The 16,144-nt window shown below is 35.6% G+C and carries 17 protein-coding genes and 1 pseudogene; 16 read left to right on the top strand and 2 right to left on the bottom strand.

Translation table 11 applies throughout. The features are described from left to right. The first annotated feature begins 4 nt into the window (after window positions 1-4). From AC1DFT_RS01480 to AC1DFT_RS01465, 4 genes are read left to right on the top strand one after another with little or no spacing between them, the layout of a single operon-like run. Window positions 5-1,654 carry a methylmalonyl-CoA mutase family protein gene (locus tag AC1DFT_RS01480; protein WP_477916930.1) on the top strand — a complete coding sequence of 550 codons (1,650 nt, stop codon included), beginning with the start codon at window positions 5-7 and terminating at the stop codon, window positions 1,652-1,654. Next, on the top strand, window positions 1,641-3,797 hold the full coding sequence (gene scpA, locus AC1DFT_RS01475; RefSeq protein WP_477916928.1) for a methylmalonyl-CoA mutase: 2,157 nt from the start codon (window positions 1,641-1,643) through the stop codon (window positions 3,795-3,797). Before AC1DFT_RS01480 ends, scpA begins: the two co-directional genes overlap by 14 nt. Continuing rightward, window positions 3,797-4,888: a methylmalonyl Co-A mutase-associated GTPase MeaB gene (meaB, locus tag AC1DFT_RS01470; protein WP_477916927.1), complete on the top strand. Its 1,092-nt coding sequence runs from the start codon at window positions 3,797-3,799 to the stop codon at window positions 4,886-4,888. The genes scpA and meaB overlap by 1 nt, the downstream gene beginning before the upstream one ends. Window positions 4,889-4,931: 43 nt before the next feature. Beyond that, window positions 4,932-5,372 carry a BrxA/BrxB family bacilliredoxin gene (locus AC1DFT_RS01465; RefSeq protein WP_477916925.1) on the top strand — a complete coding sequence of 147 codons (441 nt, stop codon included), beginning with the start codon at window positions 4,932-4,934 and terminating at the stop codon, window positions 5,370-5,372. A gap of 276 nt (window positions 5,373-5,648) precedes the next feature. Here AC1DFT_RS01465 and AC1DFT_RS01460 read toward each other — a convergent pair whose 3' ends face one another. Next, on the bottom strand, window positions 5,649-6,047 hold the full coding sequence (locus AC1DFT_RS01460) for a tyrosine-type recombinase/integrase (protein WP_477916924.1): 399 nt from the start codon (window positions 6,045-6,047) through the stop codon (window positions 5,649-5,651). A gap of 168 nt (window positions 6,048-6,215) precedes the next feature. Here AC1DFT_RS01460 and AC1DFT_RS01455 point away from each other — a divergent pair, with 168 nt between their 5' ends. From AC1DFT_RS01455 to AC1DFT_RS01430, 6 genes and pseudogenes are all read left to right on the top strand, one after another. Next, window positions 6,216-6,581 carry a hypothetical protein gene (locus AC1DFT_RS01455; protein ID WP_477916922.1) on the top strand — a complete coding sequence of 122 codons (366 nt, stop codon included), beginning with the start codon at window positions 6,216-6,218 and terminating at the stop codon, window positions 6,579-6,581. Between the two features lie 179 nt (window positions 6,582-6,760). After that, entirely contained in the window at window positions 6,761-7,666 is a 906-nt protein-coding gene (locus AC1DFT_RS01450) for a LysR family transcriptional regulator (RefSeq protein ID WP_477916920.1), read from the top strand. A gap of 137 nt (window positions 7,667-7,803) precedes the next feature. Next, entirely contained in the window at window positions 7,804-8,391 is a 588-nt protein-coding gene (locus AC1DFT_RS01445; RefSeq protein WP_477916919.1) for a LysE family transporter, read from the top strand. Between the two features lie 89 nt (window positions 8,392-8,480). After that, window positions 8,481-9,212 (top strand): class I SAM-dependent DNA methyltransferase, encoded by a 732-nt coding sequence (locus tag AC1DFT_RS01440; protein ID WP_477916917.1) that lies wholly within the window; start codon window positions 8,481-8,483, stop codon window positions 9,210-9,212. Window positions 9,213-9,473: 261 nt separating this feature from the next. Continuing rightward, window positions 9,474-9,596: pseudogene (locus AC1DFT_RS01435) on the top strand (NADPH-dependent oxidoreductase); the annotation flags it as partial. 233 nt (window positions 9,597-9,829) lie between these two features. Beyond that, a complete protein-coding gene (locus AC1DFT_RS01430; RefSeq protein WP_477916915.1) occupies window positions 9,830-10,300 on the top strand; it encodes a VOC family protein in 471 nt (156 codons plus the stop codon). A 240-nt stretch (window positions 10,301-10,540) separates the two neighbouring features. Here the strand turns inward: AC1DFT_RS01430 and pdxR are convergent, their stop codons facing one another. After that, window positions 10,541-11,923: a MocR-like pyridoxine biosynthesis transcription factor PdxR gene (gene pdxR, locus AC1DFT_RS01425; RefSeq protein WP_477916914.1), complete on the bottom strand. Its 1,383-nt coding sequence runs from the start codon at window positions 11,921-11,923 to the stop codon at window positions 10,541-10,543. A 130-nt stretch (window positions 11,924-12,053) separates the two neighbouring features. Between pdxR and AC1DFT_RS01420 the strand changes: the two genes are divergently transcribed. The 6 genes from AC1DFT_RS01420 to AC1DFT_RS01395 all read left to right on the top strand — a co-directional run bounded on the left by AC1DFT_RS01420 (window position 12,054) and on the right by AC1DFT_RS01395 (window position 16,142). Beyond that, window positions 12,054-12,680 carry a LysE family translocator gene (locus AC1DFT_RS01420; protein ID WP_477916913.1) on the top strand — a complete coding sequence of 209 codons (627 nt, stop codon included), beginning with the start codon at window positions 12,054-12,056 and terminating at the stop codon, window positions 12,678-12,680. A 75-nt stretch (window positions 12,681-12,755) separates the two neighbouring features. Next, entirely contained in the window at window positions 12,756-13,379 is a 624-nt protein-coding gene (locus AC1DFT_RS01415) for an FMN-binding negative transcriptional regulator (RefSeq protein WP_477916911.1), read from the top strand. Window positions 13,380-13,485: 106 nt separating this feature from the next. Continuing rightward, window positions 13,486-13,824, top strand: a complete 339-nt coding sequence (locus tag AC1DFT_RS01410; protein ID WP_477916909.1) for a PepSY domain-containing protein — start codon at window positions 13,486-13,488, stop codon at window positions 13,822-13,824. A 451-nt stretch (window positions 13,825-14,275) separates the two neighbouring features. Further along, on the top strand, window positions 14,276-14,920 hold the full coding sequence (locus AC1DFT_RS01405; protein ID WP_477916908.1) for a hypothetical protein: 645 nt from the start codon (window positions 14,276-14,278) through the stop codon (window positions 14,918-14,920). 56 nt (window positions 14,921-14,976) lie between these two features. Beyond that, entirely contained in the window at window positions 14,977-15,447 is a 471-nt protein-coding gene (locus tag AC1DFT_RS01400; protein ID WP_477916906.1) for a YjdJ family protein, read from the top strand. A 263-nt stretch (window positions 15,448-15,710) separates the two neighbouring features. Beyond that, window positions 15,711-16,142: a DUF6892 domain-containing protein gene (locus AC1DFT_RS01395; protein WP_477916905.1), complete on the top strand. Its 432-nt coding sequence runs from the start codon at window positions 15,711-15,713 to the stop codon at window positions 16,140-16,142. Window positions 16,143-16,144: the final 2 nt, after the last annotated feature.

Genomic DNA, 16,144 nt, shown 5'->3' with positions numbered 1-16,144 from the left:
TCATATGACAATAGATAAAATGAAACAAACGACGTTTAATAAAGCAACACTTGATGAATGGGAACAAGTAGCTCTTAAATCATTAAAGGGGAAAACACTAGACTCCCTTTCTACAAAAACATTAGAAGAAATCATTTTGAAACCGCTTTATTCATTAGCTGATGGGGCGTATATTCCAACTTCACAAACGGCTATTGTACGACAAGCAAAAAAAACTTCCGAATGGTCCATCGCTCAGCTTGCCGCAGGGACAAAAAGTGAAGAAATTCTTGCCGACATAAAAGAATCGCTAGGAAAAGGGAATAATGTTATTCATTATAAAGTAGAAAAAGACCATGTTTGGAATGCAAAGCAAATTGAAGATTGGAAAGTACTTTTAGTAGAACACTCCATCATTTTAGACGTAAGGCATAATCGATCCTTTATAACTCATTTTACTGATTTAAAAGGATTGGTGAAAGGAGCAGTAGATGCTGACCTTCCGAATGCCAGAACGTATTTCTTAAATGGAACGTCTATCCACCAAGCTGGAGGAGACGCTGTTAGTGAACTGGCGAGTGTTCTTGTACAAGCAGATGCATTTGCTCGTCAAACGAGCATAGAGGATCTTGTTTCAAAAGCATTTGTTCAATTTTCAGTAGATACAAATTTCTTTATGGAAATAGCGAAAATCCGTGCTTTTCGTATACTTTGGCAAGCATTTGGCGAAGGATTTGGATATCAGAATATAGAAGCTATTCCTGTACACGCCGAAACTTCCTTACGATCATTTTCTATATTAGATGCACAAGTTAATATTCTTCGTGCGGGAAATAGTGCGCTTGCTGCCGTACTTGGTGGAGCGGATAGCGTGACAACGTATCCACATGATTATTTAACAGGAGTTACACCAACATCGAATCGCATTGCGCGTAATATGCAGCTCGTATTAAAAGAAGAAACGCATATTCAGCGTGTGATTGATGCGGCTGGTGGATCTTATTATGTGGAGAGTTTAACGAAAGAACTAGTGGAAAAAGCATGGACGTTTTTTTTAGAATTGATGAAGGAAGAAACGATAGCAGATAGAGAAGCTAATCTTTTGGCTCGAGCTGATGAAAAGTGGGAGCAGCAACTTGCGGCGCTTTCTACTCGTAAAAAATCACTTATCGGTACGAATATTTACGCAAATCCAGCTGATGTATTACCTGATGCTATTAAACAAATTAATTATAAACGTCTTGCGCAACCATTCGAACAGCTACGACAAGCATTTCAACAAAATCCTTTGAACACGGCTATTATTCCGTATGGTCTAATAAAAGAATATAAAGCCCGCATGGATTTCGTTAGTGGTTATTTAATCGCATTGGGGATTTCGCCGCTTGTTGCGCCGGAAAACTTAAAACCGTTCGATTTACAAAAGTGGATTGATGAACAAGGTATTGACTATGTCGTCTTTGTCGGAAACGATGAGCAAACAGCAGGTTTAGTTCCTGCATTATTGAATGAGCAATTGTCAGTTCCAATGGATGTAGCAGGCAAATTCGAGGAGTATGAAGACTGGTTAGAAGCTGGACTTTCTGGACGTATTTATGCTGGACAATCATTGCTTGAAAAAGGACAACAATTGCTAGCACTTGCGAAAAAGGAGGATTCCAATGTCAACGCCTAATTATTCAGCTGTTTCTATCGAAAAACTAGTAGAAAAATCAACCAATGGCCAACAACAAACCGCTTCCTTCTTAACTAATGAAGGGATTGAGTTAAAAAAAGTATATGAAGAATCTGACCGAAGCAAAGTGCAACATTTAAATGATTTACCTGGAATCGCACCAAATACACGTGGGCCATATCCAACGATGTATGTGGCAAAACCTTGGACGGTACGCCAATATGCAGGATTTTCAACAGCGGAAGAAAGTAATGCTTTCTATAGAAGAAACTTAGCAATGGGACAAAAAGGTTTGTCTGTAGCATTCGACTTACCTACTCATCGGGGTTATGATTCCGATCATGAACGTGTGACAGGTGATGTTGGAAAAGCGGGTGTTGCCATTGATTCTGTCGAGGATATGAAAATTCTATTTAGTGGTATTCCACTCGATCAAATGTCTGTTTCGATGACGATGAATGGTGCCGTTTTACCAATTTTAGCCTTTTATATTGTAACTGCAGAAGAACAGGGAGTTACTCCAGAGCAACTTGCTGGGACCATTCAAAATGATATTTTAAAAGAATACATGGTTCGAAACACCTATATTTACACACCAGATATGTCGATGAAAATAATTGCGGATATTTTTGCATACACGGCAAAGTATATGCCGAAGTTCAACTCGATATCGATTTCTGGTTATCATATGCAAGAAGCGGGAGCAACGGCGGATATTGAGCTTGCCTATACATTAGCGGACGGTCTGGAGTATGTACGAACAGGTTTGAAAGCTGGCATTGAAATTGATTCATTCGCACCAAGACTTTCATTCTTCTGGGCAATCGGTATGAACTATTTTATGGAAGTAGCAAAAATGCGTGCTGCACGTAGAATTTGGGCACAAATGATGGCTAGCTTTGCCCCCAAAAATCCAAAAACATTGGCGCTACGTACGCATTCTCAAACATCTGGTTGGAGTTTAACGGAGCAAGATCCATTTAATAACGTAACGAGAACTTTAGTGGAAGCAAACGCTGCTGCAATGGGACACACGCAATCACTTCATACGAATGCACTCGATGAAGCAATTGCACTTCCTACAGACTTTTCTGCTCGAATTGCACGTAATACGCAGTTGTTTCTGCAAGAAGAAACGAATATGACAAAAGTAATTGATCCATGGGGCGGTTCGTATTATGTGGAAACACTGACGAACGAATTAATGGAAAAAGCTTGGGCATTAATCGAAGAAATCGAAGAACTTGGTGGCATGGCAAAAGCAATTGAAACAGGACTGCCGAAGATGAAAATTGAAGAAGCAGCTGCAAAAAAACAAGCACAAATCGACTCTTCTAAAGAAATCATTATCGGTGTCAATAAATACCGTTTAGAACAAGAAGATGCCATTGATATTTTGAATATCGATAATACTGTAGTTCGTCAAAAACAAATGGAACGCTTAGCAGAAGTAAAAGCAAATCGCGACGAAGAGGCAGTACAAATAGCACTTAAGGCATTAACAGAAGCAGCTAAAACAGGAGAAGTAAATCTACTAGCTGCGGCTGTGGATGCGGCAAGAAAACGTGCAACTATCGGAGAAATTTCCGATGCAATTGAATACGTTGCAGGAAGACATAAGGCGGTGATTCGATCGGTGAGCGGTGTATATAGTGCAAACTTTAGTGACGCTGAAGAAATAGAAGCAGTCAAACAAATGGCAGAAGATTTCCGTGATAATGAAGGAAGACGACCACGTATTCTCATTGCCAAAATGGGGCAAGATGGGCATGACCGAGGTGCAAAAGTCATTGCCACAGCATTTGCAGACTTAGGATTCGATGTCGATATTAGTCCATTATTCCAGACACCTGCTGAAACCGCACAACAAGCAGTAGAAAATGATGTCCATGTAGTCGGGGTAAGTTCATTAGCGGCCGGTCATATGACGCTTGTTCCGGCTCTACGGGAAGAGCTAGCAAAACTAGGCCGTGAAGACATTCTAATAGTTGTTGGTGGAGTAATCCCTGCACAAGATTACGCATTTTTACGTGAAAACGGAGCTTCTGCTATTTTCGGACCAGGTACAGTTATTCCTGTTGCTGCCCAAAAAGTCATCGAAGAAGTATATAAGAGATTGGGTTATGAGGAAGTAGAAGGATAATGGCTGAATCGAGAAAGAATAAGGAAACTTCGATGCATGTCATGAGTGGTATTAAATCGCAGCATGATGGTATGGGGAAAGCTATTGTAAAGAAATTTACGAAAAAGAAAACGCTACAAATTGATGAAGAGGAATATATCCGGCAAATCCAGAACGGCTCAAGACTTCATTTAGCAAAAGCGATTACCTTTATCGAAAGTACGGTTAGTGATCAGCAAGCAATTGGACAGCAGTTATTAAAACAACTTCTCCCGCATACAGGAAGCAGTATCCGAATTGGAATTACTGGTGTCCCGGGAGCTGGGAAAAGTACATTTATCGAAGCTTTTGGAAAAATGCTCTGTGACCAAGGCTATAAAGTGGCGGTACTTGCGATTGATCCTAGTTCGTCTTTAACTGGCGGCAGTATTCTTGGAGATAAAACGCGGATGGAAGAGCTAGCAAAGAACGCAAACGCATTTATAAGACCATCTCCAACTGCAGGTACGCTTGGCGGTGTTCACAAAAAATCTCGCGAAACCATGCTTTTATGTGAAGCAGCTGGATACGATGTCATTTTAGTAGAAACAGTTGGCGTTGGACAAAGTGAAACGATTGTTCGGGGAATGGTTGATTTCTTCTTACTTCTAGCACTAACTGGCGCCGGGGACGAATTACAAGGAATGAAAAAAGGTATCATGGAGCTCGCTGATGCGATTGTGGTGAATAAAGCAGATGGGGAAAATGAAAAGCTTGCGAAAAAAACAGTAGCAGAATATAAACAAATACTTCACTTTTTAGCACCGTCTACACCATATTGGACAACACCAGCACTCGCTGTTTCCTCCCTATATAAAAAGGGACTCGATGTCGTGTGGGACACGATCTTGTCATTCAAAAAAAACATGCTAGAAAATGGCGTTTGGGAAAATAGAAGAAAAGAACAGACGGTTGATTGGTATAAAACGATGATCATTGACCGATTGTATGATGAATTTTTCTCTTCTATTGAAAAGAAACAATCGATGAAGGAATTAGAGCAATTGGTAAGGGGCGAACAGATCACAGTTTCGCAGGCAGTTGATGAGTTATTTTCCTCGAATTCTAAATAGTAATCTGATAAAATGAAACTAGCTTGAAAAGGAGTGTTGAACAATGAATATGGATTTTAATTTATTGATGAATGATATGGTTATGCAAGCTCGTGGGGAAATGGAAACTAGTGGTTATGAGCAACTAACAACTCCAGAAGAAGTAGACGCTGCATTTGCTCGTCAAGGTACTACACTAGTAATGGTAAACTCTGTTTGTGGTTGTGCAGGTGGGATCGCTCGCCCAGCAGCAGCTAACGCAGTGCATTACGATAAACGCCCAGATCATCTTGTGACAGTATTTGCTGGACAAGATAAATATGCTACGCAACAAGCGCGTAATCTTTTTGGAGACGATCATTTACCATCATCTCCATCATTTGTATTATTGAAAGACGGTCAACCTGTTGCAGAAATCGGTCGTCACGAAATCGAAGGACATGCTCCAACATCAGTAATCACTCATCTTCAAGGATTATTTGAAGAACATTGTGAAGAAATTTAAAACTATTATAAAACAGTGAAGGCATATTAATGCTTTCGCTGTTTTTTTTGAGCGTTTAAATATAGAAGATAGGGTGTGTAAAAATGAAAAAATCACCTCAGTAAATGGAAAAACGATAAAACTGTAATGATTAAGTTGTGTAATAACAGTGGGATATATTGAACCTGACGGCGGTGTAATAGTCGAAACGGAACACTTCCATGCCCACCAAGATGTCGATTACTCTATTAAAGGTACTGAATTATGACCATTACGGCTTTCCATATAGCATTTAAGTCATATATTGCAACATGTATTAAAATAAACTTCCCTTTCCTTATCGCCTTTTCCTTTAACGATAGCAGATTGATTGGACCAATTAATATGGTTCTTTTCCAACGCCACTAATTCTCCAATACGACAACCGGTGGAAAACATGAATTCAAAAATCGCTTTTTCCATCGGCGAATGACGGGACTCACGAAGGTGTTCAATCTCCCATTCGGTTAAATACTTGGGGATTCGCTTCCCTACTTTGGGTTCTTTAATTTTGGAAGTTGGATTCCTACTCAGGTAGCCTTCTTCAAGAGACCAACGAAAAAATGATTTCATAAAGCGGATACGATGTGCAAGACTGGTTAGTTTTAAGTGCTTACCGGATATAGCAAGATATTCCTTTAGTTGATTTGTATCCAACAATTCCATTTCCCCTATAATAGTAATATTAAAAGGATTATTGCCAACTTAATAGAATAATAGACATAGGATGTGTTTTTACTAATGTAGCAGTTGTGTTTAAGAAGAGTTGAATTAATGAATACCAAAATAGATTTTTCGTCTAATTGAAAAGGATGTTAAAGTATTATGAAATTAAAATTCTTATATTTAATCATAACAGTATTTTCGATGGGGATAATCATTGGTTGTACAAATAAACAAGTTATAGAAGAAAATACAAATGATATGGATAATTATGAAGAAGTAAGGGCAGTAGCATGGGAATTTATAAATGAAAAAGGTTGGAATGACAGGGCTAAAGAAAATTGGCAAAGTGCGAAAGTGAAAAAAACGATTGCTGATAATAGCTATGAATTGTTGGATAAAGCTTATGATGGAAAAGAGGTATTAACCGTCTCTTTTGAAGATAAAGATAGTGTTGTAATCGGGACAACTTCAATCCTAGTTGACCCAAATTCCAATGAAGTAATTGGCTATATGCCAAGCGAATAAATTAACTGTTCTTATACTAACGCGGCATAGTTGAAGAGTGTAATTTAACATGTATTCAACAAACGGGTCATATAAAGGAATAAGATTTCCTACCCTTCTGTAGATTTGAAAAAAAGTTTTATTGTTTCGAACCGAAAGGATAGCTAAGATTGTGTTGGAAAGAAAAGGTGGCGTTCAGTTTGAATTTACAACAATTAAATTATGTATTAGAAGTAGCGAGTAAGGGATCTATGAATGAAGCAGCAAAAAGCTTATTCATCTCCCAGCCAAGATTATCAAATGCGATTAAGGAATTAGAAAAGGAAATTAAAATTACTTTATTCATTAGAACGAATAGAGGGGTTACTGTTACTAACAAAGGGTCTGAGTTTCTAGGTTATGCCAGACAGGTATTACAGCAGTTTAATATGCTTGAAGAAAAATATTTAAGTGAAGAACCAGCTAAGCAACATTTTTGTATTTCAACCCAGCATTATACTTTTGCAGCCAATGCTTTTGTGGAACTTGTAAAAGAATTTGGGGCTACTGAATATGAGTTTATACTTCGTGAATCGAAAACTTATGAAATCATTGAAGATGTGCAAAATTTACGAAGTGAGTTAGGTATTATCTATTTAAGTAATTATAATGAATCAGTAATATTAAAACTGTTAAGAGAAAGAAACATAACCTTTTCAGAACTATTTACTACAAACCCCCATGTATTTATTAGTAAAAGACATCCATTGTCCGATAAAGAATCTATTAATTTGGATGAATTAGATGACTATCCATGCCTTTCTTTTGAGCAAGGAGAATACAATTCTTTTTACTTCTCAGAAGAAATTTTAAGTACAAGAAGTGTAAAGAAAAGTATCAAGGTAAGTGACAGAGCAGCGATTGTTAATTTTATGATTGGACTAGAAGGGTACACCATTTCCTCGGGAGTTTTTCCTAAATATCTTCATGGGGATGATATTATTGCTGTACCTCTTAATGTAGATGAAGTCATACGTGTAGGAATAATACAGCATAGCGATGTTACATTAACAAGACTTGGAGAAATATATGTGGATGCTTTAAAAAGAGTTGCACAGGAATTATAAATGAAAATTGCCGAATCATCAACCTGATATAACTTTTAGTAATAACAGGTTATGTTGTTTTAGTATTATTCTATATCTAGGAAACTCCTTTATAATTATGAACGATGATAGCCATAAATTGGAGGGTGAATTTAGATATGGGAGTTCAAGTATTATTTTCATTTGTAATCTACGCACTAATAAATGCTTTTACACCGGGTCCGGGTAATATACTAGCATTAAATACAATGACGAATTATGGATGGAAAAAAGGGAAGCCTTTATACTTCGGGATCTTTACCGGTTATTTCTTTGTACAAGCGTTATGTGCCTTCTTTATTTTTGGATTAGAAAACTTCATAAATCCAATTATGAATGTACTTACATATGCGGGAGCTATTTATATTTTATGGCTTGCCTATCAGGTTGCAATCAGTAGGCCTGACAATAAAAAATCTGCCAAACAGCCTTCTTTTTGGATTGGCTTCGTCCTGCAAATTGTTAATGTGAAAATATTTTTATTTGGGATTACAGCATTAACCGGATATATTACACCTTATTACTCATCACTGGAGATCCTTATATTTTTTGAAATGATTATCGCTACAGTAGGTACTATTGCTACCCTGACTTGGATATTTATTGGTGGGTTATTACAAAATACATATTTCAAACATTATCGAATAATAAATATTATATTGGCCTTATTACTTTTGCAATGTGCGGTTGCACTTTTACTACAGTAAAAATTATAGCTTTCAATATCCTTATAAAAAGAAAATTTTCAGTTTGAGAACAAATGTATTTAAAGTAACATTAAAGGGGGAAAATTTCGATGGATTTTAAAGGATCAAGGGTTTACGATCAAACAGACTTTTTTAACAATTACATAACTAGAAGAAACAGAAAGGATAGTCCAAATAATGCCATTGAAGGACCGATTATCTATGAATTGATTGGGAGTTTTCAAGATAGTAGTGTCCTAGATTTAGGATGTGGTGATGCATCTTTTGGAAAAGAACTCTTACATTTAGGAGCAAAAAACTACACCGGAGTTGAAGGTTCGGAAAAAATGGTGGAAGTGGCACGCACTAACATACTTGAACAAAACGGGATAATACACTTGGAAACAATGGAATCTTATGGTTATCCAAAAGAGGTTTTTGATCTTGTAACATCTCGATTTGCAATCCATTATGTTTCAGATATTAACCGCCTGTTCCAAGATGTTCATAAAACGCTTAAAGAAAACGGAAGATTTGTTTTTAGTATCCAGCATCCACTTACAACTTCGTCATTTACTAGTAAGCAATCTGGGGATAAACGTGGTAATTGGATTGTCGATGACTATTTCCATGAGGGAGAAAGAAAAGAACCTTGGATTGACCAAATAGTGGTTAAGTATCATCGTACAATCGAACATTATTTTCTAGCACTTAAACAATCTGGCTTTTCAGTTCTAGATTTACGTGAAGGTACACCAAAGCGTGAACATTTTAGTAGTGAAGATGAATTTATGAGAAGACAACGAATTCCAATTGTACTGGCTTTTTCTTGTGTAAAGTAAATAAATATCCTCCTATTGAATGTTGAAATAACGGTTGCTTTAGTTAAAGATCATAGGGTTTCTTAGGCTGCACTGTTATCTTATTCAACTAATGTAGCAAAATAGTAGAAGAAAAAGAATTAGTTAGGTAGCCCCTGCAAATGACGATTTGTAGGGGTAGTTTTTATTTTAATAGCTTTGTAAACGTTTCTATCATCAGATTATTTGACGGTGTATCTCCACTTTTTACATATTTAGTCGACATTCCAAATAAGCTCCAGCTCTTTATTTACTGATTTTGAAAACTTTTCAACATTTAAACCAACTGAAATCCATCTACCGACTGTCAACTTAATGCTTGACCAAGTGATAGCATGGAGCGGTGCATTAAAAACTTTAAGATAATAGTATTTTAATAATCATGGCATTTATAGCAGCAGAAACACAAATAATATAAAGTACTTGGAGGAATATAGGAGTGAAAATTTTAGTAACGGATGTATGAAAAGCTCCTTTATGAACTAACGGCGCAGATTCGTTGAAGAAGAATTCGAATAAATAACATTAGACCTTTGAATGATGTGGAACATTTCGAAGATTGGTACTATTTATGTAATCATTTAAAAAGGGGTGTTATTTTGATAAAAGGATTATATGAAGCTCATTTGCCAGTGAAAAATTTAGATAATTCTTTGGAATTCTATAAGAAATTGGGTTTGAAAATGGCTTGGCGTGATGAGGAAACTGCTTTCTTTTGGATTGAAGAAGGTAAGAGTTGGTTGGGTTTGTGGGAGGGAGATGAGTATCAAACTCCATACCACCCTTCTTTACGACACATTGCTTTTCAAGTTTCATATGAAGACCTAAAAGAGTCTTTAAAATGGTTAGATTCTATTGAAGTGGAGGGAGTGCCATTTGGTGGTAGAAAATCGATAGATCCATTTATTCGACCAAATCAAGGCAATGCTTCAGTTTATTTTAATGACCCAGACGGTAACAGTTTAGAATTAATGTGTTATGTTGAAGTTCCAAATAATTTAAAACAAATTACAGAAAAGTTGTCCTTTGAAGATTGGGAGAAATTAGCTAAATCTAAAATAAAGGGATAGAAGGCATAATTTATACATCTTACTTTTTTATTCTACGGCACTACTTTTGAAGAACTTGAGCTACATGGACGATTCTTTTTCTTGTTAAACGAAAGGTGCAGGGTAGTTGTACAAGAAAAATAAAAAGCATTCTATATTTTGTTTGAATGCTTTTTATTATTGTCATAATCAGGTAATGTACTAGAGAAAGTTAATGTGCTGTGTCCAATACTTTTTCAGAAAAGGCATAAAGTAATAATATCAGCTTAGCCAAGCCTCTTTTAAAAGCTTCACTCCTTCTTGAATTTCATCGCAAGTAAGATTACTGAATCCAAGTTTAATAATTGCTTCCTCAGAATGATTTTCGATGAAATAGATGGAGGTAGGATACACTTTAACCCCATAATTGGAAGCCCGCTCGATTAACCATTCTTCTGAACGATTTAGATGTACCTTAACTAAAACGTATAAACCAGACTGCTCCCCAATAATGGTAATATGTTGTTTGAATTGATTCTTTAATTCTGAAACTATACAGTGCATTTTTCGTTTATAAACGAGACGCATCCGTTTAATATGACGATTCCATTCTCCCTCTTCCATAAATTTAGCCATTGTAAGCTGGCTAAAAAGGGAAGTAGTACACTCAAAATATTGAAAATGTTTTATATAAGGGTCTAAAAGAAATTGGGGAAGTACCATATAACTTAAGCGAATTCCTGGGAGAAAGGACTTGGAGAAATTCCCAAGGTAAATCACTCTCTTTGAATCGATGGAAGCAAGTGACGGAAATGGTTGCTGTGTATAGCGAAATTCACTATCATAATCGTCTTCCATAATATATCCTTTTCGCTTGGTAGCCCATTGAATGAGCTGTTGCCTTTGTTGAATGGACATGCTTATACCTATTGGGCTTTGATGAGAAGGTGTCACATAAATTAAGCGTGATATCCTATTTTCTAATTGTGAAAACGCTGCACCTGTTTCATCAACTGGTAAAGTTTCAAGTGTAAAACGATGGAATAAAAATGCTTCTTTCGCTCCATCATATCCTGGGTCCTCCAAGATTACGCTTGGGAAATCATCCTTTAGGATTTGTCCAAGATTAATTAACATTTGCTGTGTGCTACTCCCGATGATAATTGCATTTGGATCTGTCTTTACTCCGCGAGATTGGAGTAAATAGTCAGCAATTTGTTTACGCAAACACATTTCCCCAAAAGGATCCCCATATAGAAAACTCTCTGGTAAGGTCAGTATTGAATTAGTAATTCTTCTCCAAGCTTTTAGTGGGAAGTTTGTTTGATCTACAGCCCCTGCTTTAAAATCAACGAAAAATGATGTCACCGGCTCCGTTTGCTTGCTAGTAATAGTAATGACTTCCTCTTGAAATAAATGAGGCTCTAATTCATTAACAAAGTAACCTTTTCTTCCTTCTCCCCGAATATAGCCTTCTGCCACAAGCTGATCATAGGCCATTAATGTCGTATTGCGACTGACCTGCAGGGAATCAGCCAGTTGCCGTATGGAAGGTAATTGTTCGTTTTCCGGTAGGTCCCCGTGCTCAATTAATAATTTAAATCGCTCATATATCTGTTTGTATTTAGGAGAGTGATCGTCTAGAGCAAAAATAATATTTTTCATTAAAAATCACCTCTGACATGTCTATATTATTTAAATTGTACCTTTTTATATGTCAATTCTTATATTACTATGTTGACTAACCGATATCTATAAAATTTTAAAAAAATCAAAAAATGTTAGGGGGGATTCGATGCTAAATATTGCTGAGTTGAGCGCATTTATTCTAGTTGTCTTCGGATTGTTTTTGATCCCAGGTCCTGCTGTCTTGTTAATGATCACTCGATCGGCACAGGAGGGGACCAAAACAGGGATTATAACCGGTCTAGGCATTGCGACAGGTGATTTCATTCATGTCTTATTAGCAGCTGTTGGATTTTCAGCTATTCTTATGACTTCTACGGCTGCTTTTACTATTGTTAAAATCGCCGGAGCAGCGTATTTGTTATATATGGGTATTCGGGCATTATTGGCAAAAGCATCATCCATAAAAATGCCTGATGTTGTACAGGAGTCACTACTTAAAGTTTACAGGCAAGGAATATTGGTAGAAGCCTTGAATCCGAAAACAGCACTTTTCTTTTTAGCTTTATTTCCGCAATTTGTTAATGCAGAGAGCGGTACAATCGTAACGCAATTTTTAATTTTAGGTGTAATTTTTGTTGTTTTAACTGTTATTTATACAACGATTTTAGCCGTCTTTACTGGAACAATTGGACAATTAATCAAGCGGGGGACTGGAATGAATAGGTGGGGACAAAAAATTTTAGGTCTGCTTTATATCGGTCTAAGCTTACAAGTATTACTCCTAGGTTCATAATCATTTTCCTGAATGGAATAAGAACTTTTCCTAAAGGTGCAGTAAATAATTTTATATAAAAAGGAGCACGCCATTATGTATATTCCAAAATATTTTAAAGTCACTGATATCAATGAAATTATAAAATTTATTCAGGGGAACTCATTTGCTACAATAGTTACCACTAAAAAAGGGAAACCCATTGCTTCCCACCTTCCATTAGGGCTTCATAAACAAGGAGAGGATTATTATATAACTGGACATATGGCATATGGGAATCCTCAATGGAGAACATTTGAAACATGTGACGATGTTCTAGTCATATTTCAAGGACCACATGCTTATATTTCTTCCTCATGGTACGAGCATGAAAATGTTCCCACATGGAATTACCAAGCAGTACATGTATATGGCCAAGCAAGTATATTAGATGAAGAAGAGTTAAAACAAGATCTCTCAAAGCTTCTAGAGAAGTATGAAAAGCAGCGTGAAAACCCAGTATTATGGGATAAATTATCGCCTCAGCTATTAGAAAGTCAACTAAAAGGGATTGTTGGCTTTAAGATAAAAGTGCAAGAAGTACAAGCGGCTTATAAATTAAGTCAGAATCGAAATGAAGAGGATTATCATAACATAGTTGAAAAATTACAAGTAGAAGAAAATCCCGATGCTCATCAATTGGCAGAAGTGATGAAAAAGGTAAAAAGTATGGGGAATTAAGTGGTTAGTTTGTGAATGTTTTCATTTAAACTAAGGGTTGTTTTACTTCAAGAAGTTGCCCCTCAGAGTAAATAAAGCGTTGGTTTTAGTGTATGGAGGTACTCATTTGAAAAAAATACTAATAGGTTTAGGAGTTACGCTGGTAATCCTTTTTTTATACTTTTATCAGTCTCCTATTATTAGTACAGGCGAAGCAGTAAATAATGCAGAAAAATATTTGCTAAATCCCCCAGAAGAGTGGAGGAATTCAATATCTTTCAATGGTTTAGAGGAAATTCCACCTGAGAATATTAGTGTGCATCTTATTCAAAAGAACGGGTATTGGAATGAAATAACGAATAAAATGCTGTGGGAAGTAACAATTAAATACAATGGTCAAGAATCAACTATTGTGATGGACGCATACACTGGAGAATTTATAAATTTATATGGACCATTAAATTAAAAACCTTACTTCATATTGAACTCCCATGAAAATAAAAAAAGCTGGGCCTTCCAAATATTTGAAATCTAAGGCTGGTTATATTAATGCCACGGGTAATACGTACTTTTCCATGCTAGCGTTCATTATCACAGAGTTTACGCCTAAAAAGATTAAGTAATTTCAAAAATACTAGAGCGTTTTTTATATCAATAAATAAAATAGGTTTAAGTCCTTACTTAATCGGGCTTAAGCCTTTTTGACTTATCTAAACCTTACTTTAATAAAGTTTGCATAAGAAAACCAATTAAACAGTAAAAATAAAGGCATCTATAAATAACACCTATCCAGAAAAGTTCAGGAACCTATTCATTTATACATCGTTAATCATAAAAGAGATGTGCGAATTTCGTGAATAAAGCGACTTTGATAATATTATGCTTGTTCCTAACTAATTGTATTAGGAGGAGTCTTTTTGAATAAATTTCTTAAAATCATACTTGGTGTTTTAGGAATTATCTTGTTAGTAATTGGAATACTTGTAGTTGTTTTTCTATTAGAAATGAAGCCAGCTAAAGAGGAAGAAGAAAAGATAAAAATTCAAGCAGAACAGTATTTAGAAGAGGAATTTAATGATAACTTTGAGATATATGATACTTTGTATGACAATATGGGGAACTTTAATTTTGAATATGCTGCAATGGCTAGAGAGAAGAGAAGTAACACGCAATTTTTTGTTTATTATGATGAAGTAACGGAACAAATGGTGGACACATACATTGTTGACAAATGGGAGGATGATTTAGAAAATGAAATACGTCCTTTTATTAATGAGAATTTTAGTGAAACAACTAACTTTTTCGTCTCCATTATCAATGAAAAAATTGGGCAAGAATTAAGTATTGACCCTCTTAATCCTAGAAGTTATAAAGAGTTTGATATTAAGCCTGCCATTCGGATCACTATTCCACGAAAAAAGAACGATGAGGACGAAATGATGCTTGATAAGTTCATATCTTTCTTAAAAAATGAAAATATATCACAGCAGGGTTCGGTATATTTGGAATATATCGCTGAAAACGGTGTAATTTTAGATGATGAGTGGGGTAAAGAATTTTAAAAAGCGTTTAATGTGATACTTAATGGTAATAAATAGATTTTAATGGGAGGGGAAAAATGTTTAAGTATGTGTTACAACTTATCGTTGGAATCTTTACTTTAGCAGTATCGACATGTATAGCTTGGTATGAAGGAAGTACTATAACTGGTGTCACTTGGGAATGGAGGTATTCCACACCCTTTTCTAATTTATTTAATATAGAGATTTCCAATGGGCATGATATTAGTCAGCTTGATTATTTTGTTTTTGCAGCTAAATATCAACCACTATTTCCTGCTATTATGATGTTTAGTATTTTCTACATTTTGAGTGTGGTTGGTTATTATCTATTAAAAAATAAGCCTAAATGGTCTGTTGGTTTTTGGGGAATAATCGGTTGTATGATTTTATTATTTACTGGCTTTATTTTTGATTCACCAACATTTGGCGGTAAGATTTTTTTCTCGATCACTTTAGTATCTGGACTTATTAGTGTAGCAATTGCAGTAGGCGCGTGTTTAAGAAATCTCGAACATAAGGCACTGTAAAAGTAAATTAAACTGTACTTTTGTGCAATATGTCACTTCAACTATACGACAGTTCAGTTCCATAAAGATGAACAGGAGAAGGTGGGGTAATTAGGTGAAGATGTTGTTATCAACCTTTCAATTATGCCATCTACATTCGGCGTCTGTATTCCTGATTCAACAAGATTATTGTTGTTAACACCAATATTTGAAATAATTATTATTGAAAAATAGAACAGGTTACCCTAAAAATATAGAACAAAAATAAAATTGGAGGAAGAATAATGGACAAAAGTGGGATGTTTAAAGATTTTAATTTTAAATTAGTAGTAATCGAAGCTTTATTAGATAAAGAGCCACTATTTTTAGAGGAATTAACAAACTTAAAAAATAAGTATACAAATAGTTTTGTATGGTATTCAGGAGAAGGACCAATTGTTGAAATCAAGGAATATTTAGAAGCGTTAACTTTAGAAATAAATGACTTGGAAAAGATTGAATACCTTTGTTTTGATGGGGGTAATGAAATTTATCATATCCTAAAACCAGATTGTGATGGTGAGGATAGTTTATTTGATGTAGTATCTGTTGAAGGTTTCCAGAATCTAAAAAATTTAAAAACAGTGGATTATATCTCCATGTGTTATCCAAAAGTGTTAGAGCCATTTAACCAAGCTGGAATTGAAATCTTGGATAGGCTGACTCTTTCAGATTAATA

It is taken from the genome of Psychrobacillus sp. 05T411 (genome assembly GCF_056396485.1).
The sequence above is the reverse complement of the archived record's forward strand: the minus strand, read 5'-3'. Positions and strand labels throughout refer to the sequence as shown.